This is a genomic window from Exiguobacterium sp. FD-YE-25-4 (assembly GCF_057004685.1).
Map to the genome: position 1 here is coordinate 760,341 of NZ_CM168041.1, position 22,397 is coordinate 782,737.

The 22,397-nt window shown below is 53.7% G+C and carries 25 protein-coding genes; 16 read left to right on the top strand and 9 right to left on the bottom strand.

Translation table 11 applies throughout. The features are described from left to right. Nucleotides 1–92: 92 nt before the first annotated feature. Nucleotides 93–1,865, top strand: coding sequence for an SLC13 family permease (locus tag AC13H5_RS03955; protein ID WP_483546338.1), 1,773 nt, complete (start codon nt 93–95; stop codon nt 1,863–1,865). A 61-nt stretch (nt 1,866–1,926) separates the two neighbouring features. Next, a complete protein-coding gene (locus AC13H5_RS03960) occupies nt 1,927–2,418 on the top strand; it encodes a hypothetical protein (protein WP_483546339.1) in 492 nt (163 codons plus the stop codon). 32 nt (nt 2,419–2,450) lie between these two features. Here AC13H5_RS03960 and AC13H5_RS03965 read toward each other — a convergent pair whose 3' ends face one another. From AC13H5_RS03965 to AC13H5_RS03975, 3 genes are all read right to left on the bottom strand, one after another. Beyond that, entirely contained in the window at nt 2,451–2,669 is a 219-nt protein-coding gene (locus AC13H5_RS03965; RefSeq protein WP_029595983.1) for a YhzD family protein, read from the bottom strand. A 39-nt stretch (nt 2,670–2,708) separates the two neighbouring features. Continuing rightward, nucleotides 2,709–3,800 (bottom strand): DNA polymerase IV, encoded by a 1,092-nt coding sequence (gene dinB / locus AC13H5_RS03970; RefSeq protein ID WP_483546340.1) that lies wholly within the window; start codon nt 3,798–3,800, stop codon nt 2,709–2,711. 61 nt (nt 3,801–3,861) lie between these two features. Continuing rightward, entirely contained in the window at nt 3,862–4,779 is a 918-nt protein-coding gene (locus AC13H5_RS03975; protein ID WP_052090080.1) for a magnesium transporter CorA family protein, read from the bottom strand. Nucleotides 4,780–4,951: 172 nt separating this feature from the next. On the opposite strand from AC13H5_RS03975, the gene AC13H5_RS03980 reads away from it, so the two are divergent. Then, a complete protein-coding gene (locus AC13H5_RS03980) occupies nt 4,952–5,824 on the top strand; it encodes an HD domain-containing protein (RefSeq protein WP_483546545.1) in 873 nt (290 codons plus the stop codon). 38 nt (nt 5,825–5,862) lie between these two features. Here AC13H5_RS03980 and AC13H5_RS03985 read toward each other — a convergent pair whose 3' ends face one another. Further along, nucleotides 5,863–6,861, bottom strand: coding sequence for a peptidylprolyl isomerase (locus AC13H5_RS03985; protein WP_034776518.1), 999 nt, complete (start codon nt 6,859–6,861; stop codon nt 5,863–5,865). Between the two features lie 151 nt (nt 6,862–7,012). Here AC13H5_RS03985 and AC13H5_RS03990 point away from each other — a divergent pair, with 151 nt between their 5' ends. Beyond that, a complete protein-coding gene (locus tag AC13H5_RS03990; RefSeq protein WP_353049027.1) occupies nt 7,013–7,351 on the top strand; it encodes a DUF1878 family protein in 339 nt (112 codons plus the stop codon). Here AC13H5_RS03990 and AC13H5_RS03995 read toward each other — a convergent pair. Further along, entirely contained in the window at nt 7,335–7,898 is a 564-nt protein-coding gene (locus AC13H5_RS03995) for an HTH-type transcriptional regulator Hpr (RefSeq protein ID WP_021066715.1), read from the bottom strand. The two genes, AC13H5_RS03990 and AC13H5_RS03995, sit on opposite strands and share 17 nt — an antisense overlap. A 60-nt stretch (nt 7,899–7,958) precedes the next feature. Then, a complete protein-coding gene (locus AC13H5_RS04000) occupies nt 7,959–8,315 on the bottom strand; it encodes a hypothetical protein (RefSeq protein WP_235420126.1) in 357 nt (118 codons plus the stop codon). Nucleotides 8,316–8,489: 174 nt separating this feature from the next. Here AC13H5_RS04000 and AC13H5_RS04005 point away from each other — a divergent pair, with 174 nt between their 5' ends. Next, the gene (locus AC13H5_RS04005) at nt 8,490–8,819 is read left to right on the top strand and encodes a hypothetical protein (protein ID WP_232938993.1); all 330 of its coding nucleotides are present in this window, start codon (nt 8,490–8,492) and stop codon (nt 8,817–8,819) included. Nucleotides 8,820–8,869: 50 nt separating this feature from the next. Here AC13H5_RS04005 and AC13H5_RS04010 read toward each other — a convergent pair whose 3' ends face one another. Next, entirely contained in the window at nt 8,870–9,298 is a 429-nt protein-coding gene (locus AC13H5_RS04010) for an HIT family protein (RefSeq protein WP_034776521.1), read from the bottom strand. Between the two features lie 131 nt (nt 9,299–9,429). Between AC13H5_RS04010 and AC13H5_RS04015 the strand changes: the two genes are divergently transcribed. Beyond that, on the top strand, nt 9,430–10,479 hold the full coding sequence (locus AC13H5_RS04015; protein WP_483546341.1) for a hypothetical protein: 1,050 nt from the start codon (nt 9,430–9,432) through the stop codon (nt 10,477–10,479). 46 nt (nt 10,480–10,525) lie between these two features. Here AC13H5_RS04015 and AC13H5_RS04020 read toward each other — a convergent pair whose 3' ends face one another. Further along, nucleotides 10,526–10,780, bottom strand: a complete 255-nt coding sequence (locus tag AC13H5_RS04020) for a GlsB/YeaQ/YmgE family stress response membrane protein (RefSeq protein ID WP_034776523.1) — start codon at nt 10,778–10,780, stop codon at nt 10,526–10,528. Nucleotides 10,781–10,947: 167 nt separating this feature from the next. Between AC13H5_RS04020 and AC13H5_RS04025 the strand changes: the two genes are divergently transcribed. Then, complete coding sequence (locus tag AC13H5_RS04025) at nt 10,948–11,685, top strand: ABC transporter ATP-binding protein (protein ID WP_138859881.1); 738 nt, start codon at nt 10,948–10,950, stop codon at nt 11,683–11,685. Next, nucleotides 11,682–12,812, top strand: a complete 1,131-nt coding sequence (locus AC13H5_RS04030; protein ID WP_483546342.1) for an ABC transporter permease — start codon at nt 11,682–11,684, stop codon at nt 12,810–12,812. The genes AC13H5_RS04025 and AC13H5_RS04030 overlap by 4 nt, the downstream gene beginning before the upstream one ends. Before the next feature lie 39 nt (nt 12,813–12,851). Here AC13H5_RS04030 and AC13H5_RS04035 read toward each other — a convergent pair whose 3' ends face one another. Continuing rightward, nucleotides 12,852–14,150 carry an ammonium transporter gene (locus AC13H5_RS04035; RefSeq protein ID WP_483546343.1) on the bottom strand — a complete coding sequence of 433 codons (1,299 nt, stop codon included), beginning with the start codon at nt 14,148–14,150 and terminating at the stop codon, nt 12,852–12,854. A 128-nt stretch (nt 14,151–14,278) separates the two neighbouring features. Between AC13H5_RS04035 and AC13H5_RS04040 the strand changes: the two genes are divergently transcribed. The 8 genes from AC13H5_RS04040 to AC13H5_RS04075 all read left to right on the top strand — a co-directional run bounded on the left by AC13H5_RS04040 (nt 14,279) and on the right by AC13H5_RS04075 (nt 22,371). Next, nucleotides 14,279–14,584: a MerR family transcriptional regulator gene (locus tag AC13H5_RS04040; RefSeq protein WP_034776533.1), complete on the top strand. Its 306-nt coding sequence runs from the start codon at nt 14,279–14,281 to the stop codon at nt 14,582–14,584. 116 nt (nt 14,585–14,700) lie between these two features. After that, nucleotides 14,701–15,750, top strand: coding sequence for a uroporphyrinogen decarboxylase (gene hemE / locus AC13H5_RS04045; protein WP_034776536.1), 1,050 nt, complete (start codon nt 14,701–14,703; stop codon nt 15,748–15,750). Beyond that, nucleotides 15,747–16,676 carry a ferrochelatase gene (gene hemH / locus AC13H5_RS04050; RefSeq protein WP_034776539.1) on the top strand — a complete coding sequence of 310 codons (930 nt, stop codon included), beginning with the start codon at nt 15,747–15,749 and terminating at the stop codon, nt 16,674–16,676. The genes hemE and hemH overlap by 4 nt, the downstream gene beginning before the upstream one ends. After that, nucleotides 16,669–18,054, top strand: a complete 1,386-nt coding sequence (gene hemG / locus AC13H5_RS04055) for a protoporphyrinogen oxidase (RefSeq protein ID WP_034776541.1) — start codon at nt 16,669–16,671, stop codon at nt 18,052–18,054. Before hemH ends, hemG begins: the two co-directional genes overlap by 8 nt. Nucleotides 18,055–18,143: 89 nt before the next feature. After that, on the top strand, nt 18,144–19,031 hold the full coding sequence (locus AC13H5_RS04060; RefSeq protein ID WP_232939005.1) for a Cof-type HAD-IIB family hydrolase: 888 nt from the start codon (nt 18,144–18,146) through the stop codon (nt 19,029–19,031). A gap of 68 nt (nt 19,032–19,099) precedes the next feature. Beyond that, a complete protein-coding gene (gene lplA / locus AC13H5_RS04065; protein ID WP_034776545.1) occupies nt 19,100–20,089 on the top strand; it encodes a lipoate--protein ligase in 990 nt (329 codons plus the stop codon). 157 nt (nt 20,090–20,246) lie between these two features. Next, a complete protein-coding gene (locus AC13H5_RS04070; protein WP_034776548.1) occupies nt 20,247–20,720 on the top strand; it encodes a PTS sugar transporter subunit IIA in 474 nt (157 codons plus the stop codon). A gap of 103 nt (nt 20,721–20,823) precedes the next feature. Next, on the top strand, nt 20,824–22,371 hold the full coding sequence (locus tag AC13H5_RS04075) for a fatty acid--CoA ligase family protein (RefSeq protein ID WP_483546344.1): 1,548 nt from the start codon (nt 20,824–20,826) through the stop codon (nt 22,369–22,371). Nucleotides 22,372–22,397 lie beyond the last annotated feature (26 nt).

The window sequence follows — 22,397 nt, forward strand, 5'->3', positions numbered from 1 at the left end:
GTTGCCTAGATTGTCACCCAATTCATGATAGCGCTTACATAAAGCGTGGTATACTCTATTTGTAGGTCATTTCACAAGAAAGGGTGGACGTCATGGTCACCTTGGTGATTTTAGCCGTCATGATCATCGGTTTTATCGGAGGTTGGCTCCGGGCCGACTTGGTCGCGCTGATTGGTCTCCTCTTGCTCGTTTTGACAAATCAACTGACACCGGTCGAAGCGATGGCCGGTTTTTCGAATTCGGTCGTGCTCATGATCGCCGGACTGTTCATTGTCGGTGCCGGGTTGTTTCACACCGGACTCGCCGAACGGTTAGGGGCCGCTCTCATCCCGTACGCGAAAGGGAGTGAAGTACGTCTCTTTCTCGTCCTCATGGTCACCGTGACGTTTCTGTCGAGCCTGATGTCGAACACGGGAACGGTCGCTTTGTTGATTCCGGTCGTGCTCGCCATGTCAAGGCAGATGGGGACGAGCCCGGCGAAATTGCTCATGCCGCTCGCCTTTTTCTCAAGCATCGGTGGGACGATGACACTTATCGGAACGCCGCCGAACCTAGTCGCCGCGGAGACGCTCCGAGGGGCGGGGGAAACGCTTGGATTTTTTGCGCTCTTGCCGATTGGTCTCGTCGTGGCTGTGGTCGGACTGTTATATTTCTATGTCATTGGGAACCGTCTGCTCGGGGCGGGGGATGTTCGTTCGTCGGCGGCCCATCCGTTGATGATACCGCAAGTAGCCGTCTACGCGCTGTCCATCACGAAAGGACACCGCCTCGTCGGTCAGACGCTTAGTGACGTCAAGTGGTCACGAGACGGCCTGGTCGTCGTCGGCGAACACCGAAAAGGAGTGGTCCATCGGTTTATCACGGCCCGAGCCGACACGGTGCTTACGGAAGGGCGTGTCCTCGTCAGTGGCGATGAGACGGATGTCCACCGCATCGCCCGACAAGAAGGATTGGTCGTCGAGCCGGTTAACGTCAAAGATGTGTACGGCAAAGAGTCGGGCGTCGCCGTTTTCACGATTCCGACCGACAGCCCGCTCGTCGGTCGCTGTTTGTCCGAGAGTCGGTTGCGCAATGAGTATCGATTGAACGTGCTTCAAGTCGTACGCCCGAACGAGGAAATCGCCATCACCCGATTGAAAGATGTGCCGCTCGAACGAGGCGACATGCTTGTCGCCCAAGGGGAGTGGGCCGACTTAGAGCGGGTCGGAAACGAGACGCATCTCTTGCTTGCCAATGAGCACGTGACCGACGTGGCCAATCGGGCCGTATCCGAACGTCATCAACTAGCAGCGGGATTGATCATGCTCGGAATGGTCACGCTCCTCGTGTTCGAGTGGGTCGACCCGACGGTAGCGGTATGGCTCGCGGCGCTTGCCATGGTGCTCACCGGAGCCGTCCGCCAAATGGACGTCGCGTATCAATCGATTCAATGGTCCTCGCTTCTTTTGATCGCAGCGATGATCCCGGTCGGCCAAGCGCTCGACAATGCTGGAATCATGGCGTGGCTCGTCACATGGATCAGTGAGTCGTTCGGGCAGGCTGGTCCGGTCTGGGTGCTCGTTGCGCTCTTCGTCGCGACGATGGTGCTGAGTCAAATCATCTCGAACACGGCGACGGCCGTCTTATTCGCTCCGCTCGCACTGTCGCTCGCCTCGGCACTCCAAGTCAGTCCCGTCCCGCTTGTCGTCGCCGTCGCGATCGCGGCCTCGCTCGCGTTCATGACACCATTCGGGTCACCGACGAACGCGATGGTGTTCGGCATCGGCGGCTATCGCTTCTTCGATTTTGTCAAAGTCGGCTTGCCGCTTCAGGTCGTGACGGCGGTCATCGCCATCTTCACGATTTTGTTCATCTTCCCGTTTTGAAGGAAATGTTGTTTGCTCTGCCGAATGTGTAAAAAAATGCTAAACGATGAGGTGAGAGACGATGTGGAAACGAGTTGGGATGATTTTGGCTGTGTTCTTGCTTGCGGCCTGCTCGAATGAGAGCGAACAGCCGGCACCGACGCTCGGGGCGGACGCCAAAGTGGCCAAGGCGTACTTAGAGGAGCAAGGCTATGACGTCGTCTCTTATAAAGGGAATAGAACGTCGAGCTTTGAAAAGGCAGATCTGCTTGAGTTGCCAACGCAAAGTACGTGGCAAGTCCAGATGACGCCGCCGGATGCCTATATCGGACGTGACATTCGACATGAGAACTTCATCGTCCGCAACCATCCGCTCGATGAAGTCGCAGAACTCGGCCAGACGAACGTCTCGGTCATGATGGTGGCCGGCGAGATCATCGGGGGGACGTCATATCCGGATTCGGCCGAGCCGCTTACCGGAGCGAGCTATTCACTCGATGGGAAGACGGCGGAAGAGCTGCATCCCGATTACATGGAGTGGCGCAGCGAGTGGGAAGCCAAATATAGCGAATGAGCAAGCGCCTCGGGATTCCCGAGGCGCTTCTATTATGAGGCCGTGCCTTTCAGTTTTCCTGGCAGTTTACAGCGCTCGAAGTAGATGAGTTGGCCGCGACGTGCGATGCGGGCCCCTTTATGGAGGTGCCCGGCTTCCTCGAGCATCGCGAGCCCTTTCGCTTTCGCCTCGTCATCGCTTGCCGCGGTAAATGAATCGTTCAAGACGACCGTGCCGTCGTTCTCGAACGCTGTGATCGTATACTGTTCCATCCGTTCGCCCCCTTTGCTTCCATTGTACTGAATGGTCATTCATTCTTCAAGCGAAGGTTTCGTCAGCTCTTCAAATGTGAGTTGACGTGCTGTTTCAGTACGCGGAATCAACTCCGAGACCGTCATCCCGATCAAGCGGACCGGTTCGGTGATCGCCATCTCGTCGAACAGACGGCGAGCGAGCCGTTTAATCTCGTCATGGTCGTGCGTCGGATGGTTCAATTTGATTTGATGGCTCCGGGCTTGGAACTCGCTCGTCTTAATTTTGATTGTCACCGTCTGACAGCTGAGCTCGCGGCGGTCGAGCTGATGGAGCACGTCTTCGATTTCCGGGATGACACGTTCGTACACTTCTTCCGGGTCATCGAGGTCAAACGCGAACGTCGTCTCGGAGCCGATCGATTTTCGTTCCCGGGTCGGCACGACGGGGCGGCTGTCCCGGCCGTGGGCGAGCTCATATAACTGATTTCCCCGGTCGTGGCCGAAGATGGCCTTCAACTGCTCGGGGCGGGTGCCCTGCAAATCGGCGATCGTATGGTAGTCGTGCTTGAACAACGTCTGGGCGGTCACTTTGCCGACCCCGTGCATCGTCGTGATCGGGAGCGGGGCGAGGAACGCCTCGACGTCAGCCGCCTCGACGACCGTCAGTCCGTTCGGTTTGTTGAATCCTGAGGCGATCTTGGCGACGAACTTCGACGGGGCGACCCCGGCCGAAGCGGTCAGCCCGGTCCGCCGTTTGATTTCCCCGAGGATGTAGCGCGCGATATAAGGGCCCGACGTGCTCATGAGCGTGTTTTCTGTCACGTCCAAGTACGCCTCGTCGAGCGAGAGCGGTTCGACGAGCGGCGTGATCGATTTGAAAATGGCCATCACCTGTTGGCTGACGTGTCGATAGACGTGAAAGCGCGGTTTGACGAACGTCGCCTGAGGACAGAGCGCGAACGCCCGCCGTGACGACATGGCGCTGTGCACGCCGTATTTTCGCGCCTCATACGAACAAGTGGCGACCACCCCACGGCTGTGAGGGGCGCCACCGACGATGACCGGTTTATCGCGTAAGTCAGGGCGGTCGCGTTGTTCGACCGAGGCGTAAAATGCGTCCATATCGACATGGATGATCAATCGTTCCATGAACATCACCTTTCTGTATCATCTGCTCCTTTCAGTATACCGAACTTTTGTTCGTTTTTTGCTAGTTTTGCTTATTTCGTTTGCTGCGCTGTTTATCCAACTTCTCTTGGCTGCGGATTTGATTCGGGAATTGCAGAAGCGACCCAATCCAATTTTTTTGCTTCAACCAGAAATAAATCAAAACCGTGAAGCCGATGATCATAAGCCAGGCGAACAAATAACCGAGCGGCCACTCGAGCTCGGGCATTTGTTTGAAGTTCATGCCCCAGACCGCACCGAACGCGACGACGGGCGTCGTCAAGGCCGTGAAAACGGTGAGCGCCTTCATGATCTCGTTGCCACGGAAGTTTGACAACGTCGCGGCCAAATCGGTCATCGCGATGACGTCTTCTTGGTAATGTTCGATCAACGTCAGGAGCCGATTGACGCGATATTTGGCGAGACGATACGCTTTCAATTCGTTTAAGTCCATGTCGAGAAACGCCTCGCGCCCGGCCATGAGCAGTTCGCGGTACGGGACGACGGTATCGGACCATCGTTCGATCTCGCTGCGGAGCCCGAAAATCTCATTCATGAACTGGGGCGGCACTTGCCCGCTCATCTCGCGCTGGGCGACCATCAACCGTTCTTCATATTCATCGATGCCATGAAAGTAATAGTCCATCTTTTCAGCGAGCAAATCATAGAACGCCTCGATTGGTGTATCGTATTGCTTGGCCGCCACTGACTGGCAATAGACGTCGTCAAAGCCGATCGTCCATAAGAAATCCCGGGTCACGAAGTAGTGCCCGATCTTTTGCGGTTCACGCTCGAGCTGTTCATAGTCGAGCGTGAGCGAGCCATACATATAGTCTTGCTCGACAATGATTTTTGTGACTTTCGCCGTCGTCAACTGCTCGAGCCAATACGTGTACGCTTCTTCATAATGATTGTCGACCTGTACGATTTCTTCGGGTCGTGTATACCATTTCCAACTCATCTTCCATTCCCCCAATTTCCTTCTCCCTCAAGTATTCCCGCTTTCCTAAGAAAGTTGGCATCTCACGTGAACTTTCGTTAAGATGAAGGTACTGACAAGAAGAGAGGTGCTTTTTTTGACGACTACTAAAATCGGTCAGCTCAAAGTGGGCGACACGTTAAACCAATATGTCATGATCAAACAATCCTATCGAGGACTCGCCGGAAATGGCAAACCATATTTGACGCTCATTCTTTGCGATGAGAGCGGAGAGATTGAGACGAAAGTATGGGATAGCGCCGACACGGATAAATATGCGACGAAGAAAATCGTCCACGCTTCCGGAGAAGTGATGGATTACCGCGGGCGGACCCAACTGAAGCTCAAACAAATCTCCATCATCGAAGGGGAGACGGACATCGCGCCATACGTCCGTTCGGCACCTGTACCGAAGTCGGAACTCGAGACGGGAATCCGCGGCTATATCGAGGCGATGGAGCACGTAGGGATGAAACAACTCGTGACGGCGCTCGTCGACCGGAACGAAGAGGCTTACTTCACGTATCCGGCCGCGGTGCGACACCACCATGCGGTCTATTCGGGCCTTGCGTTCCATGTCTTGTCGATGCTGAAACTCGCTGAAACGATGTGTGACCTGTACCCGCAATTGAATCGTGATTTGCTCGTCTCGGGTGTCGTGCTCCACGACTTGGCGAAAGTGATCGAGTTGTCGGATGCGATCACGCCGGAGTATACGCTTGAAGGCAAACTGCTCGGCCACTTGTCGCTCATGGCGTCTGAAATCGAGGTCGTGGCCCGAGAACTCGGGACCGAACGCGAAGTCGTGACGTTGCTCCAACATCTCGTCCTCAGTCATCACGGGAAACCGGAGTGGGGATCGGCGAACGCGCCACAGCTCCCGGAAGCTGAGATGTTGTTCTTCATCGACAACATCGATGCCCGGATGAACATGTTCGAGAAGGCGTTCGAGGGGATCGAACCCGGAGCGTTCACTGAGCGGGTCATGGCACTCGATAACCGTGCGTTTTATAAACCGAAGCTATGAAGGCATACAAAAAAGACGTCCCGCGGGACGTCTTTTGCTTATTGCTCGGTCGATTCTTCGGCCGGTGCTTCTTCTGTACCTTCTTCTGACGCTTTGATGGCGTCTTTCACAGCGTCGAACTGTGTTGAAGCTTTCGCATCTTTCACGTCGACGTTATATTTCTCGATCAACTCGGCGTAGATCTTGTTCGCGTCGACAGAGGCTGCTTTTTCAGTTGCCAATTCTTCACGGATGCGATCTTTCTCGTCTTCGAGTTTAAGATCTTTTTCTTTACGATCCATGACTTTGATGACGTGGAAACCGAATTGTGATTGGACCGGCTCAGATACTTTGCCGACCACGTCTTCTTGGAACGCGTATTCTTCAAACTCTGGGACCATGGCGCCGGCTGAGAAGTAACCGAGGTCGCCACCTTTTTCACCAGAACCTGTGTCTGTCGATTTCTCTTTCGCGACGTCTGCGAAGTCAGCGCCATCGTTCAATTCTTTGATGATCGCTTGGGCTTCTTCTTCTGTCTCAACGAGGATGTGGCTCGCTTTGACTTCGACGTTCTCTTTCGCGAATTGTGCCTCGATGTCTTCGTCCGTCACTTCGACGAGTTCTGACTTCGCTGCATCGACGAGCATTTGTCCGCGGAGCGCTTCTTTGAACTCGTCCGTGTCAGTCATGCCAGCTTGTTGAATCGCTTGCTCGAACTCTTCTTTCGAGTTGAACTGCTCTTCAGTCTTGCTGAACTCTTCGTCAACTTTGTCTTGTTCGACTTTGTCGCCGTATTCTTTTTCAAGCAACTCGTTCATCGTTTCTTGGAAAGCTAGTTGTGGGACCATACGGTCGTAGCTCATGTCCGCGATCTCGCCGCGTGTCACTTCGCCGCCTTCAAAGGAAACAACTGCTGAGTTGTCCGAAGACCCGCCGTTTGTCGCCGCATATGTGCCGCCGACACCGATGAGAAGTGCAATCGCTGATGCGCCGACGAGGGCGCCTGTTGAAAACTTCTTGTTTTGTTTGTTCGGTTCGTTCGTCATTCCGTTTGACATATATTCCACCCCTAAAAATCTATAAGTTTCTAAATCCGACTATACCACATTTTGTTAATGATAACAGCTGTTCTCTTGCCTGTGTAGTATCATAGCACAGAAACGTGTCGTATAATGATGAAAGAGAATGTGAAATGATGGGGTGGAGAACGTGTCGTTAGAAGAGAAAATCAATCAATTATCGTTTCAAATGGAACTGTTGCTCGGGGCGGTCGATTGGTCGGAGCGGCCCTTTGAACATGAGGTGCTCAAGGCGAATCTGACACGGCAAGAAGTCGTCGCGTTTTTCGCGCTGCTTGATGATATCCGAGAACGACAAAACGAGCAAGCGCGCTACGGTCTGTCGTCCGTAGAGCCTTTGCTCGTTCATTTCGTCGGCATGCTTCATCCTCATTTAGAGGCCGAGACGATTCTCGCGGCGTGCGTGCGCCAAGGAATGGCGCTAGACGTCACGGAACCGCTGTATCGGCAGGTCAAGCTTCTTTACTGATCTCGTCGTCCTCAGGGCGACGTCCGGCTTCTTCTGTGATCATCTTCGATGTTTCAGCGAAGATGTCCATGAAGTTGTCGCCATACAAGCGGCGAACGATCGCGGTGATGTCCGTCAAGTCCGGGAATTTCCCGTACAATTCTTGGAGCGGGAGCGAAGCGCGGAAGACGCCGTTCTCTTCCGGATCGAACGCATGAATCGTCTCGAGCAAGAGCGCTTCACCTTCAGGCGTCAATTGGACGTACGTGTTTCGTTTGTCCGTCTCCTTTTTCGAGAACGTGAGCAAACCGCGGTCTTCTAACTTCTTCGAGAAGTTGAACGCCGTCGATACGTGCATGACCCCATATTTGGCGATCTCTGAGATCGAGGCGCCGCCGAGGGCGTGAGCGATCCATAAAATATGGTGTTCGTTAATGTTCAAATCGAACGGCTTGATCCAATTTTGCCAGTCTTTCTCGACCGTCTTCCACAATGCCTTACTAAGTTGAATGATTTTATGACTATAGAGCATGGCCTCAGGGCCAGTGAATTCTTTTTCATGTTCCATGTCGATCCATCCTTTCCGGATACAATGTGACTAAAACGACGGGCGATGACAACAGACCGGTCAGTTGGTCTTTTCCGCTTTCGCTTCGGTCATGTCTGACTGTACGTTCGAAAGCTCGTCTAGGTTTCCTTGGATCCGCTCGATTGAAGGCTGAATGTCTTGTTGATAACGTTCGACTTCGGCTTTCACTTGATCCGTCAATTCTTTCCCTTGCAATTTACCGGCCGCGGCCACTTGCGACGCGTCCTTGGCAACTTTTTGGAATTGTTCTTTCAACGTAGTGATTGTGGACGCCCGGTGTTGATTGGCCGCGGCGTCATTTGCCGTTCCACGGGCGATTTTCTTCACGGTCGCAACCCCTAAAAACGCTACGACGAAGCCAAATGCAACCCACTCTCGACGATTGTGACTCGACAATACATTCCCCTCCTCAAGCACACTGATGCTACAATACATTCTTTTCATATTATTTTACCAAAAAAGAGTGATTAAAAACCTATATCTTAAATAAAATTTTTCAGAACATTCAATTTTGACCGAAAAATCATTTTATTTTAAACTATGGGTAAAGGAAGGTGACCTCCAGTGAACATGCAAAAGCGTTGGGTTGATGACATGCTAGACCTGTATAACGCGGCCAAGCGACTGGGAGATGACCCTTGGGCACAGACAATAATGGAAGCACTCGAGGCGGGATATGAAGCGTCGGAACAGAATGAACAGACGCGTAAACAAACTTTGCTTGAAAAGCGACTCGTTGAAATAGACGCCCGTCTAAATTTGTTAAGAAAAGAATTCGAACAAGCGGAATCTGTCAAATCGCGGCAACAGTTGTACGAGCAAGCGATTAAATTACAAGTCGAACGGGCCCAAATCGAGGAAGAGCGGAAACGTCATCTCGATTCGATCAATTCGTCATAAGGGCACATAAGACAATGGACCGGTCGCTCCAGGAGCGGCGGTCCATTTTTTCATAGCTTCGCTTTGATGCCGGCAGCGATGGCTTGCATGTCTTCAGTGGAGTAATCGTCTTGGTGCGTCTCCCATTTTGCGTCAAATCCATCTGTCTCGCCATAGCGTGGCAACAGATGCATATGGAAATGGTAAACCGTTTGTCCGGCGATTGCTTCGGCGTTCGATAGGATGTTCATGCCGATCGCGCCCGTCTCGCGCTGGATGGCGTTTGCGATAGAAGGCACGGCTTGGAAGACGTCCCGGGCGACATCGGCTGGCAGTTCATAAATGTTTCGGGCGTGATGTTTTGGGATGACGAGCGTATGGCCTTTCGTGACCTGCGAGATATCGAGGAACGCGACGACGGCGTCGTCCTCGTATACCTTATAAGAAGGAATCTCGTTCTGGACGATTTTACAAAAAATACAGTTGGCTTCAGTGTGCATGTGGGTTCCTCCATTCGTAAATGACTATTCCACTTCATCATAACATGGAAATTCAGGCGGAAGAATGATTGTCCGGGAGGATGAATCGTCTTAGACTAGAAACAACAGCAATCAAGAGAGGAAGTAAACGGATGGCGTATGTACGATCGAAAAAAACGGTACGGCGGAGGCGAATCTATTATGTCCTCCTTGCGACAATCGTGCTCGGGCTGATCGCCGGGGCCGTCTATCGCTGGGGATATCAACCGGCGGCAGCCAATGACAAGATTCATGTCCGGTTCAAAGAGGCGCTGTTGAACGAGGACGTCAGCTTCTTCCAGGAGAACGTCGAGTATGAATCAGAACCGCTGACACGAGCCGAGGCGCTCCGCTTCATGGGCTGGTTGAATGAAGAGAAGACGATTCGGGGCGAGGCCATCTCGGAAGTAGCGCAGGACCGCGCCGACCGGGAGCAAGGTATGGAGACGGATGGGTTGTTCCGGCTCGTCGATACGGGGGCAGGACGGTTTGGTTTCTCGGACTATCGGATTGAATTGTTGCCGAAGACGCTCGTTGTGACATCGGACGTACCGTTGACGAACGTGTGGGTGGACGGTGCACAAGTCGGTCGAATTGATGAGGGGGGCGGTGAGGTGGCACTCGAGCGTATGCCCGGTCGTTATGACGTGAAAGCCGTCGCTGTCATCGATGGGTCGACGGTGACCGAGACTGAGGTCGTGACGCTGACGGAAGACGATGACTTGGCGTTTGCCTTGTTGCCGGAACAAGCTGAGACCGTCGCCGGGCAGTTCGATCTTGATCGGGCCGAGTTGATTGAAATCGAAGTCGAAGCTCAGACAGGTCACTCGATTGAGACGATTGAAGGGCTGATGAACAAACGTGAACAAACCGTCCTCGACGAGATTGGTGAACCGATGGAGCGAGGGGACGTCTGGCGCTATGACGGGATGGAGCTCCGGTTTGTTGACGGGCGCGTCGAACGCATCGACATCGATTTACAGAAGCGGCCGGATGACCTCATTGCGCTTTTAGGTGAACCGAACGAGCGAGTCGAAACGGACCTCGGTGTCGAATGGCGCTACGACCGGACGCTGCTCGAGTCGATTTTCACGTTTTTGCGCTTGGAGAGCGAGAAACGATTCATCGAGCGGGATGAGGCCCTCTATCTCATCCTCACATGACAAAAAACGGGACCCTCGGCGAGGGTCCCGTTTTTCTAGCACTGGATTAGCGCTTTTTGTTCATTGACTTCATAACGAACGATACGATCAAGATCAAGATAATCGCACCGAGAAGTGCTGGGATAATCGCGATGCCGCCAACTGCAGGACCGAAGTCTCCGAAGATGAGGCCACCGAGCCAAGCACCGATGATACCGGCAATGATGTTCCCGATGACGCCACCTGGTACATCCTTACCTAAAATAAGACCTGCTAACCAACCGATAATACCCCCGACGATTAAAGTGATAATCCAACCCATAAAAACATTCTCCTTTCTGTTTTGTCCATTGTTCTTCCTAACAATTTTATGGAACAATGGAAGTAATGAATAAGTTTTAAAATGCCTTACAGTTCAGATTATTCCCATGTGACAGCTTTTAAAACATATATCACAAAAAAAAGTTGAAAATGAGGGGTGGAGTTTTCATGTTGCACGTCGACCAGTTGAACGGCGGTTATATAGGTAAACAAGTGTTACACGATGTTTCGTTTGAAGTGAAAAAAGGTGAGCTCGTCGGGCTCATAGGGCTAAACGGCGCCGGGAAATCGACGACGATCAAACATATTTTAGGATTGCTTGATCCGATTTCGGGATCGGTCGAAGTCGATAGTGAGACACTCGCTTCTTCGGAAAATAACTATCGTAAGAAAATAAGTTATATACCCGAGACCCCTATTTTATACGACACATTGACGTTGCGTGAACATTTGACGTTAATCGGGAAAGCGTATGACATCGACGAGGCCGACCTGAAAATCCGGACCGAAAGATTGTCCCGAGATATGCGGATGGAGAAGCAATTGGACTGGTTTCCGTCCGTTTTTTCAAAAGGAATGCGGCAAAAAGCGATGATCCTCTGTGCACTCGTGACAAAGACGCCGCTCCTCATCGTCGATGAACCGTTCGTCGGGCTCGACCCGCTCGCGATTCGCCAACTGCTGCGATTGTTTGATGAGTATAAGGAAGATTGCGCCATCTTGATGTCGACCCACATCTTGGAGACGGCGGAACGTCACTGCGACCGCTTCGTTTTCTTGCACCAGGGGTCGGTCATCGCGACCGGTACGGCGGCGCAGTTGCGCGAGACATATGGTCTTCGTCCGGACGCCACGCTCGATGACATTTATGTTGAGGCGATTGATGCCGAGGAGCGGAAGCAATGAACGTGTTCAAACAACGATTTGGCGTCTGGGTGGAGGACGTCGTGAAATACAGCCGGTACGTGGCGAACGGCGGTTTGTTGTTCACACTTTATTTCACGCTCATTTACGGAGCGTTCGTTTACAACCAGTTCTTGACGGACTTGGACCCGACATTCCCGAGTGAATGGATTGTGGCGCTCCTCTGGTTGCTTCTGCCGCTCGGGCATCGCCCCCGCACATTGATTCAAGAAGCGGACCAAGTCTTCTTATTGCCGCGACTCGGTGAGATGCAAACGTTCATGAACGGCGTTCGACTATTCAACGTCGTCTTCGCTGCCGTCCGTGCCGTCCTCATCATGCTCGTCGTGTTGCCGTTGCTCGTCCGGACGCAAGCGCTCACCTCGGTCGAAGTCGGGGCCATCATCGCGACGAGTGTCCTGATCTCGGTGGCGGGACGGCTCGCCAAGTTGGAGGGGGTCAAATATGTCGTCTTGCCGAGCGCGCTCGCGAGCGGCTTTCTCATCCTGTTTGGTGTGCCGATGTTGACACCTGTGCCGGCGCTCGTCCCATTCATCTTGCTCCACGTGCGACGAAATCGACGCATCCCGCTGTTCGATTGGCTCTTGCTTGAAGAGAAGAGCAAAGCCCAGTTCAACCGGGTCGTCAGTTGGTTCGTCGATGTCCCGGCGATGCGGGAAGATGTGCGGGAACGATCGCTCATCGTGAACCTGCTCGAGCGCTCGGTCTTGAAACGGGCCGATGCGGCACGGTACGTCTATGGCCTCCGGGTCATGCGCTCGAACGATTCGCTCGATCTCGTGTTGCGTCTTTCCGCCGTCGCGCTCGTCGTCATGTGGCTCTCGGGCGGGTGGTACGTTGGGTTGGTCGTCCCGCTTTTCGTCGGGTTGACTGCCTTGCAACTCGTCCCGTTGTTTAAACGACTCGACACGGTGTCGATGGCGTCGTGGTTGCCGATCACACGTGCCGAGCGGCTCGTCGCCTATAAATGGTGGGCGACACGGCTGTTGTTCGCGCAAATGCTCGCCCTTGGCGCGGCTTCGCTCATGTTCGGGGCGACGTGGGATACACTCGTCGGTCTCGTGCTCGCATATATGGTCGTCCGGTACTATTTGAGCCGACTGACATGAAACAGGGACACCCGCTTTGGGTGTCCCTGACTGATGTCGTTATTTCTTCGGTGACATGACCGATACACTCGACCCGAGAATTTTCGGGAGGCGTGCCGGTGTCTCTGCTTCTGGCTCGACTTCACCGTATGCGGATACACCGTGCTCGGCGATGTCGAGGCCGATATCTTCTTGTTCTTCCGTGACACGAAGACCGATCGTGACGTCGAGCAATTTCAAGAAGGCGTAGCTACCGCCACCAGCGATGACCATTGCAATCAAGACGCCGAGTGCTTGAACACCGAGTTGACCCAAGCCGCCGCCGTAGAAGAGGCCGGCCGAACCGATGCCCGTGATTTCGACCAAACGAGGCGAGGCGAAGAATCCGAGCGCGAGCGTCCCGATGATTCCGGCGACCCCGTGTACCGAGAAAGCACAGAGCGGGTCATCGACATATTTTGCCATGAGGATGCTCGTACCGTATGTGGCGATCGAAGCGACGGCACCGATGACGACGGCGGCCCATGGTTCGACGAAGGCACAGGCAGCAGTGATCGCGACGAGCGCCCCGAGCACACCGTTGACGATCGTCGGGATGTCCGCTGTCTTCTTATGCATCATGACGATAGCGAGGGCGCCGAGGGCACCGGCAGCCGTGGCGAGCATCGTCGTAAGAGCGACGTAACCGAAGAATCCATCTGCGACCGACATCGTCGACCCGGCATTGAATCCGAACCAGCAGAGCCAGAGCACGAGTCCACCGACGACCGTCAAGACGTGGTTGTGACCGGCGAGTGATTCGGTTTTACGACGTGGTTTCAAGATGATGGTGGCCATGAGGGCGGCCATTCCGCCTTGAAGGTGGACGACGGCCGAACCGGCGAAGTCTTGCATCCCCATCGAGCCGAGGAGTCCACCGGCCCATACGGAGCGGGCGACGATCGGATAGAGGATGGCGACGAAGAAAATACCGAACAAGATGTACGCGGAAAGTTTGGCCCGCTCTGCGAAACCGCCCCAGGCGATGGCGAGTGCGACAGCGACGAACGACAACTGGAACAAGAATTTGATGTCGATCGAGACGTTGGCCCAATCAAGGCTCGTGAACGATCCGTTCATGAAGAATCCTTCCGTCCCGAACCAGCGGGTCCCGTCCCCGAAGGAGAGGCCGAAGCCGACGGCCCAAAAGGCGAGTGCCGCCACAGAGAGGCTGATGATTTGTTTGACTGCGACGTGCCCGGCGTTTTTAGCCCGGAGCGTCCCCGTCTCGAGCAAGCCAAAACCAAGTTGCATCGTTAAGACGAGCAGTGCAGCGATGAGTACGAACAGCGTGTCCATATAATATAAGATGTCTTCCATGTTGCGATTCCTCCTTTTTGCGATTGATGATTCAAAAGTTGTTTTCAGTGTAAGACGAAAAATTCGACTTGGATTGCAATTTGTCAGATTATCTGACATAGTTTTTTTATGAAGGAGGAGGACGAGCGATGGACTATAAGTCGAAGAAAGTAATCGGGATGGGCGTCATCACTGAGCTGACAGGACTTTCGGAGCGACAAGTCCGTTATTATGAAGCGAAAGGGCTCGTCTTTCCGGATCGGACAAAAGGTGGGTCACGTAAATATTCCTTCCATGACGTCGAGCGATTGGTCGATGTAGCGTCGAAACTTGAGGATGGCTGGCGAATTCAAGACATCAAAGAGCGCGAGAAGCGTCTGTCGTCGAAACAGCGTGACGATTTGATCCGAGGTCAGCTCAATTCAGCCTTCCGCACGTATCCGACAAAGAAATGACACAAAGAAAACACAATGAAAATGCTTCACATTAGCATTATTCTAATTAATTTCTGTATAATGTTTTTGAGTTCACATACCTATAGAAGAAGAGTGTAGGAGAATTATAGAGGGGAATGACGCGACGTATGAACGATACTATTTTGAAGGCGTTTCGAGGAGAGGCGACAGACTATGTGCCCGTCTGGTACATGCGCCAAGCCGGACGCTACCAACCAGAATATCGTGAGATCAAAAAAACGAGGACACTATTCGAGATCACGCATGATGCCGAGCTGTGTGCCTACGTGACAGAGCTCCCGGTGAAACAACTTGGAGTCGACGCGGCCATTCTGTATAAAGACATCATGACGCCACTCCCGTCGATGGGCGTCGATGTGGAAATCAAGAGCGGCATCGGTCCGGTCATTGATAACCCATACCGGACGATGGAAGATGTGGAACGTTTGAAACCGCTCAATCCGGAAGACATCTCGTACGTGTTCGAGACGATCCGTTTGCTTCGGGAACGTTTGGAAGTTCCGCTCATCGGATTCTCGGGCGCACCGTTCACGCTCGCGAGCTACATGATTGAAGGTGGTCCTTCGAAGAGCTACCACCGAACGAAAGCACTCATGTACGCCGAGCCGGACGTGTGGAACGCGCTCATGGAGAAATTGGGCGACATGGTCATCACGTATGCGACGGCGCAGGCAGAAGCCGGGATCCAGGCGTTCCAATTGTTCGACTCATGGGTCGGGACGCTCAGCCGTAAGGATTATGTCCGTTATATCAAACCGACGACAGAACGAATCTTCACCGAGTTGCGCAAGCTCGACATCCCGCTCATCATGCACGGTGTCGGAGCGAGCCATCTCGTCGAAGAGTGGCAAGACCAGCCGCTCGACGTCGTCGGACTCGACTGGCGCCTATCGATTCAAGAGGCGCGCGACCGCGGCATCACGAAAGCGGTCCAAGGTAACCTTGACCCGTCATTCTTGCTGGCCCCGTGGCCGGTCATCGAAGCGAAAGTGAAAGAAATCCTCGACGAGGGGATGAAACAACCTGGATACGTCTTCAACTTGGGACATGGGGTATTCCCGGAAGTCGATCCGTCCGTTCTCGTCAAATTGACAGCATTTATCCATGACTACTCACGTGAAAAAATGGGAGGCAAATCATTATGAAAACCGTCGGATTACTCGTAATGGCTTATGGGACACCATACAAACCTGAAGATATCGAGCGTTACTACACACACATCCGCTATGGCCGCAAACCATCACCGGAAGCACTCCAAGACTTGACGGAGCGCTATGAGGCCATCGGAGGCGTGTCACCGCTCGCGAAGATTACCATCGACCAAGCGGAGACGCTCCGTGACATCTTGAACGAGCGTCACGCCGGTGAGATCGACTTCAAACTCTACATCGGGCTCAAGCACATCGAACCGTTCGTAGAAGATGCGGTCGCGCAAATGGCCAACGACGGTATCAAAGAAGCGGTGTCGGTCGTATTGGCTCCGCACTACTCGTCATACAGCGTCAAGTCGTACAACGGGCGGGCGCATGAAGAAGCCGCGAAATACGGCATCGAGATCCGTTCGGTCGAATCGTGGTACGATGAGCCGAAATTCATCAACTGGTGGGCGGAAGCAATCAAGGCGACGTTTGCGAACTTGCCGGTGCCGGCCGAGAAGGCATGCTTGATCGTCTCGGCACACAGTCTCCCAGAGAAGATTTTGGCAGGCGGCGACCCGTATCCGGATCAATTGAAAGAGACGGCGGATAAAATCGCCCAAGCGGCGGGCGTACCGAACTACGAGGTCGGTTGGCAGTCAGAGGGCAACACGCCTGACCCGTGGATCGGACCGGACGTCCAAGATTTGACGGCTGAACTTTATGAAAAGCATGGTTATGAGGCGTTCGTCTACACGCCGGTCGGATTCGTCGCGGATCATCTCGAGGTGCTCTTCGATAACGACGTGGAATGTAAAGTCGTTTGTGACCGCCTAGGCGTCCACTATGCACGTCCAAACATGCCAAACGCGGAGCGTAGCTTCATTGAAGCCATCGCCGATCGAATGGAAAGCGTGATTGTGCATCATGCGTAATGTAACGATTGTCGGTGGTGGGATCACAGGTCTCACCGCCGCTTTTTATGCCGAGCGTTATTTGCCGGAAGACGTCACCATCAAGCTCGTCGAAGCGAGCGGCCGTTTAGGTGGAAAAATCGATACGTTCGAGACCGGGGAATTTGCGGTCGAACGAGGGCCGGATTCGTATGTGTTCCGGAAAACGGCGATGACCGACTTGATTCATGAGGTCGGGCTCGGCGATGAGATCGTCCGGAACGGCGTCGGCCAAGCGTACGTGCTCCATCATGACGGATTACATCCGATTCCGAAGCAGACGGTCATGGGCATTCCGCTCGACGTCGATGCGTTCAAGGATACGACACTCTTGTCCGACGAAGAACACGCCACGCTTCGGAAGATGCTGTTGTCGCCCCCGGACGTCGAAGCGCCGAAGACGGACGTCTCGCTCGGGCTTTATTTACGCGAGCGCGTCGGGGACCCAATCGTCGACCGGTTGATCGAGCCGCTTCTTTCCGGGATTTATGCGGGAGATATCGATCAGATGAGTGCGTTGTCGACGTTCCCGCAATTCATCGAAGGCGAGAAGAAATACGGCAACTTGTATGAAGGGATGCGTCACCTTCGTCCCGAGCAGCGGGTCGCTGAAGTCGGGGCGAAGAAAGTCGGACAGTTCGCTTCACTCAAACGAGGGTTGAAGTCGCTCACCGACCGTCTGGCCGAACGGCTAGAGCGCACCGAAATCGTCTTGAACTGTTCGGTCGAACAAGTCGAGGAGATTGAGGGCGGCTATCGCCTGCTGACGAACCGTGGCGATATCGAGTCCGATCATCTCATCTTGACGGTCCCGCCTCGGCTCATCCGTCAGTTCTTGCCGAAAGTCGACAGCGATTTCCTCGCGGACATGAAGCCGCACGCGACGGCGACGTGCTCGCTCGTGTTTAAACAAGACGATATCGAGCTGCCGTTCGTCGGTACAGGTTTCGTCACGAGCCAGGAGGCGGACGTGACGATCACCGCGTGCACGTTCATCGACCAAAAATGGCCGCACGCCGTGCCGGAAGGGTATCACGTGCTACGCGTCTTTCTCGGACGACCGGGCGCCGATGACATCGTCGATGCGTCTGACGACGAGATTGTGACGACCGCACTTCGGGACCTTGGCGGCTTGATGACGATTAAAGCAGCCCCGCTCGAGACGGTCGTCAGCCGGCTCCGGGACGGGCTGCCGCCATACGCCGTCTTCCATTCCGACCGGGTCCGCGCGCTACGCGCCGAGATGGGCCGCGTCTATCCGGGCATCCTGCTCGCGGGCATCGCCTACGACGGGATTGGCATGCCGGACTGCATCAAGAGCGTCCATGAACAGATCAAAGCGCTCGCGGAAGAACGTTAAAGATTCATGAAGGGAGGTGTCGGATTATTCCGATGGCCTCTCTTTTTGTTATAGTTATAAGCGAAACAGAAAAAGAGGAGTGGATGTTGATGACAACGTACAAATTGTTCGTATCCGATATGGATGGCACGATCCTGCACAACCACACGAAAATCGCGCCCGAGACGGCAGAAATCGTTCGCGCGGCAGAAGAACAAGGGATTCGCTTTGCGATTGCGACGGGACGCAATTACTTCAACGCGAAAGAAATCCTCGATGAGGTCGGCCTCACGTGCCCGATCGTCTCATCAAACGGCGGACGAGTGTTGACAGAAACCGGCGACGTGCTACATGAAATCGATTTGACGACGGAAGAAGCGCTCGAGGTCGTATCGGTGTTGCATCAAGACCATAAATATTCGGACGTCTTCTATGAAATGTATTCGGAGGCGGGACTCGTCGCGAGCCGACTCGACTTGATCGATGCGACGATGGAAAACTTGAAACAGAACGGGGACGAGCGGTCGCTCGAGATGTATGAGTTCTTCCGCAAACGTTATTATGTCAACGAAGATGTCCGTCTCGTCGAGGATATCGAAGACTTCATTAAGAACGAGGCCGGACGCGTCTATAAATTCATCGCTTTCTCGAGCCACTTTGAGAAAATGTCATCGCTGTGGACGGAAATCGATGAGCGCGTCGAAGGCGTTTACGTTACGTCTTCAGGCAACGATAACATCGAGGTCATGGCGAACGGGGCCGACAAAGGGCACGGCATCAAAAAACTGGCCGAGCATTTCGGTGTCGATTTGTCAGAAGTCGTCGTCATCGGCGACAACTTGAACGACATTCCGATGTTTGAGGTCGCCGGCAAAGCCATCGCGATGGGCAATAGTCATGAAGACTTGATCGCCATCAGCCATCACGTCACCGAGCGTCACGACGAATATGGTGTCGCGAACGCATTGAAACGCGTCATGACAGGGGAATGGAAGTAAACGAGTTGTAGCGCCGGGCCGACGTCTCGTATAATACAACTAACGAACATCCTTAGGAGGAACTTACTGTGAAATTTATTTTCAACCCGGACATCCGGGACCCAAAACTCAACTTGGCGGTCGAGGAGTACATCCTCAAACATTTGAACGTCGAGCATGAGGACTATTTCTTGTTCTATATTAACGGCCCGTCGATCATCATCGGTAAGAACCAAAACACGTCAGAAGAAGTCAACTTGAAGTATATCGAAGAGAACGGAATCGACGTCGTCCGTCGCCTCTCGGGCGGCGGGGCCGTCTATCACGACGAAGGGAACTTGAACTTCAGCTTCATCACAAAAGATGACGGCAACTCGTTCAATAACTATAAGAAGTTCACGCAACCGATCGTGGATGCCTTGAAACAGCTCGGCGTCGAGGCGGAGTTGACGGGACGTAACGATATCCAAGTCGGCGAACGCAAAATCAGCGGTAACGCCCAGTTCACGACGCGCGGCCGCATGTTCAGCCACGGGACGCTCATGTTCAACTCGAACATCGAGGAAGTCGTCAACTCGCTCAACGTCTCAGAAGAGAAGATGCGCTCGAAAGGAATCAAGTCGGTCCGGAGCCGTGTCGCCAACATCACCGAGTTTTTAGAAGAAGAGATGGCGATGGAGCACTTCGTCGAGGCACTCCTTCACTCAATCTATGACGGACAAGAACCCGAGCGTTACGTGCTTCGCGATGAGGACTGGGAGATTGTTCAGGACATCTCGAAAGAACGCTACGCGAACTGGGATTGGAACTTTGGGAAATCGCCGAAGTTTGATGTCGAGTCGAAACGTCGTTTCCCGATCGGCACGATTGATGTCCGCTTGAACGTCAACAAAGGGACGATCACGGAAGCAAAAATCTACGGCGACTTCTTCGGCGTCGGGGATATCCATGATGTCGAACAAGTACTCGTCGGGACGCGATTCGAACGCGGCGCGATTCGGGAACAATTGTCACAGCTTGACGTCAAACATTACTTTGGCAACGTCGAGCTCGAAGAACTCGTCGATCTCATTAGCTGAAGCGGGTTTGAGGGAAGAAGGGGCTCTGAACATGGTCCCTTCTTTTTGGCGTTTTCGTGACATCTTGTGTGGACCGTTGCGCGTCGTTTCGACGAGGCGTATCATAATCAATGCAAGCGCTTTCGTAAATTGGGTTCAACCAATAGGAGGAAACAATATGTACCGATTTATCACAGAGTGGATGGACGCGAATTGGATGTGGGTGACGGAGCAACCGACGTTTGACCTCGCTGTCCGCGCGATCGGTCTTGAGTTAGAAGGAAGAGGGATTGTCGATGAGTCATTCGCGCGCGTCGTCATCGAACAAGAGCGGACGATCCCGTCTGGCGTGACAGATGTCGCCGTACCGGTCGCTGTCGTCGATGTACCGCTCCACGTTTCGAAACAAGATGGAATCACGTTGTTACATCTTAATCACCCGTTTGCGATGCAGACGATTGCTGCTGAAACCATTCGGGCCGAGGCGATTTTCTTCATCACGGCAACAACCGAAGCGAAGAAGTCGGCGCTCCACAAATTGATGGACGATTTGCTCATGGATGACGAGACACTGCAGGCGCTCGTCCACGTACAGAGCCGGACCGGTTTGTATCATTTGAAGACGATGGACTTGAAAGCGTTTTCTTATTGAGCCGTTTCATGTACAATGAAGATAACTGAAAAAGAGCGCGGATGCCGTGCTCTTTTTTACGGCTCAAAAGTGAATAGTCATTCATTTTCAAAGGGGGATTACCATGGCAAACTTAGTCACGGCACTACAGGGCGTTGTGGCCGCGCATCCGAATAAGGCGGCCTACGTGTTTGGGGAAGACACGGTCAGCTACGGACAGTTTTTCGGTCAAATCGAGGCGATGGCGGCGACACTTGAGCAAAAAGGGATCGGACAAGGCGACCACGTCGCACTCGTCCTCGGGAATAGCCCGGCATTCTTGATTTCCTATTTTGCGGTGCTCGCACGAGGTGGGGTCGTCATTCCGATCAACCCTACATACACGCCAGATGAGATGGCCTATATTTTAGTCGATGGGGATGTGAAGGCAATCGTCGCCTTGTCACCGCTCGTCGCGCAAGCAGAAGCCGCGCTCACGAAGTTACCGCAACTCCGCCTCGTCATCTCGGTCCCGTACGCGGACGTACCGGCGTTGAAACGGGACGGGGACATCGAGTTCTTGCCGTTCGAGGAGGCGTTCGCGACGACGAAAGGGGAACTCGTCACGGTCGATGAGGAAGACGTCGCCGTCATCCTCTATACGAGCGGGACGACCGGGAAACCGAAGGGAGCGTTGTTGACGCATCTCAACTTGTTCTCGAACGCCCATTCGATCGGCGAATATTTGGAGATCACGCCGGAAGATAAAGCGCTCGCGGCGCTGCCGATGTTCCACGTCTTCTGTCTGACTGTCATCGTCAATGCCCCACTCCTTCGCGGGGCGACGATTGTCATCTTGCCGAAATTCTCGCCGCAGGACGTGTTCGACCTCATCCCGAGACATCGCGTCAGCATTTTCGCCGGGGTGCCGACGATGTACAACTTCTTGTTGCAGACGGCGATGAAAGTCCCGGCCTACGCCTCGGCACTCAAGCACGTCCGCGTCTTCGTCTCCGGTGGGGCGAGTCTGCCGGTGCAACTGCTCGAATCGTTCGAGCAGAAGTTCGAGTGTAAGATCCTTGAAGGGTATGGCCTCTCGGAAGCGTCACCGGTCACCTGCTTCAACCCGCTCCATGGGGAGCGGAAGGCAGGTTCGATTGGTCCGTCGATCGTCCACGTCGAGAACAAAGTCGTCGACGAGCTCGGGGAAGAAGTCGGGATCGACGAGGTCGGTGAACTGATCGTCCGTGGGCCGAACGTGATGAAAGGGTATTACAAGCTCCCAGAAGAGACATCGATGACACTTCGCGACGGGTGGCTCTATACAGGCGACTTGGCGAAACGTGACAAGGACGGTTACTTTTATATCGTCGATCGGAAGAAGGATATGGTCATCGTCGGTGGCTATAACGTCTATCCGCGCGAAGTCGAAGAAGTGTTGTATCAGCATCCGGGGATCGTCGAGGCGGCCGTCATCGGGGTGCCAGACGCAGAACAAGGGGAAGCGGTCAAAGCGTTCATCGTCACTCGTGACGAGCAGGTGACGCTCGACGAGATCCGAGCGTTCGCGGCGACGAAACTGGCGAAGTATAAACAGCCGACACAGATTGAAATCATTGATGAACTGCCTCGGAACACGACCGGGAAAATTTTACGGACCGTCTTGAAGAGCGAGGCGTTCCAACGCAATTGATTAGGGGGAAGAGCGACAAATCAGTC

Coding starts and splice junctions, on each gene's coding strand:
- AC13H5_RS04030 (WP_483546342.1), top strand. CDS start 11,682: ATGAACGTGTTCAAACAACGATTTGGCGTCTGGGTGGAGGACGTCGTG.
- dinB (WP_483546340.1), bottom strand. CDS start 3,800: ATGGAACGATTGATCATCCATGTCGATATGGACGCATTTTACGCCTCG.
- AC13H5_RS03960 (WP_483546339.1), top strand. CDS start 1,927: ATGTGGAAACGAGTTGGGATGATTTTGGCTGTGTTCTTGCTTGCGGCC.
- AC13H5_RS04005 (WP_232938993.1), top strand. CDS start 8,490: ATGCAAAAGCGTTGGGTTGATGACATGCTAGACCTGTATAACGCGGCC.
- AC13H5_RS04025 (WP_138859881.1), top strand. CDS start 10,948: ATGTTGCACGTCGACCAGTTGAACGGCGGTTATATAGGTAAACAAGTG.
- AC13H5_RS03965 (WP_029595983.1), bottom strand. CDS start 2,669: ATGGAACAGTATACGATCACAGCGTTCGAGAACGACGGCACGGTCGTC.
- AC13H5_RS03975 (WP_052090080.1), bottom strand. CDS start 4,779: ATGAGTTGGAAATGGTATACACGACCCGAAGAAATCGTACAGGTCGAC.
- AC13H5_RS03980 (WP_483546545.1), top strand. CDS start 4,952: ATGATCAAACAATCCTATCGAGGACTCGCCGGAAATGGCAAACCATAT.
- AC13H5_RS04070 (WP_034776548.1), top strand. CDS start 20,247: ATGTACCGATTTATCACAGAGTGGATGGACGCGAATTGGATGTGGGTG.
- AC13H5_RS03955 (WP_483546338.1), top strand. CDS start 93: ATGGTCACCTTGGTGATTTTAGCCGTCATGATCATCGGTTTTATCGGA.
- AC13H5_RS03995 (WP_021066715.1), bottom strand. CDS start 7,898: ATGGAACATGAAAAAGAATTCACTGGCCCTGAGGCCATGCTCTATAGT.
- AC13H5_RS04020 (WP_034776523.1), bottom strand. CDS start 10,780: ATGGGTTGGATTATCACTTTAATCGTCGGGGGTATTATCGGTTGGTTA.
- AC13H5_RS04060 (WP_232939005.1), top strand. CDS start 18,144: ATGACAACGTACAAATTGTTCGTATCCGATATGGATGGCACGATCCTG.
- hemH (WP_034776539.1), top strand. CDS start 15,747: ATGAAAACCGTCGGATTACTCGTAATGGCTTATGGGACACCATACAAA.
- AC13H5_RS03985 (WP_034776518.1), bottom strand. CDS start 6,861: ATGTCAAACGGAATGACGAACGAACCGAACAAACAAAACAAGAAGTTT.
- AC13H5_RS04015 (WP_483546341.1), top strand. CDS start 9,430: ATGGCGTATGTACGATCGAAAAAAACGGTACGGCGGAGGCGAATCTAT.
- AC13H5_RS04040 (WP_034776533.1), top strand. CDS start 14,279: ATGGACTATAAGTCGAAGAAAGTAATCGGGATGGGCGTCATCACTGAG.
- hemE (WP_034776536.1), top strand. CDS start 14,701: ATGACGCGACGTATGAACGATACTATTTTGAAGGCGTTTCGAGGAGAG.
- hemG (WP_034776541.1), top strand. CDS start 16,669: ATGCGTAATGTAACGATTGTCGGTGGTGGGATCACAGGTCTCACCGCC.
- AC13H5_RS04075 (WP_483546344.1), top strand. CDS start 20,824: ATGGCAAACTTAGTCACGGCACTACAGGGCGTTGTGGCCGCGCATCCG.
- AC13H5_RS04010 (WP_034776521.1), bottom strand. CDS start 9,298: ATGCACACTGAAGCCAACTGTATTTTTTGTAAAATCGTCCAGAACGAG.
- AC13H5_RS04035 (WP_483546343.1), bottom strand. CDS start 14,150: ATGGAAGACATCTTATATTATATGGACACGCTGTTCGTACTCATCGCT.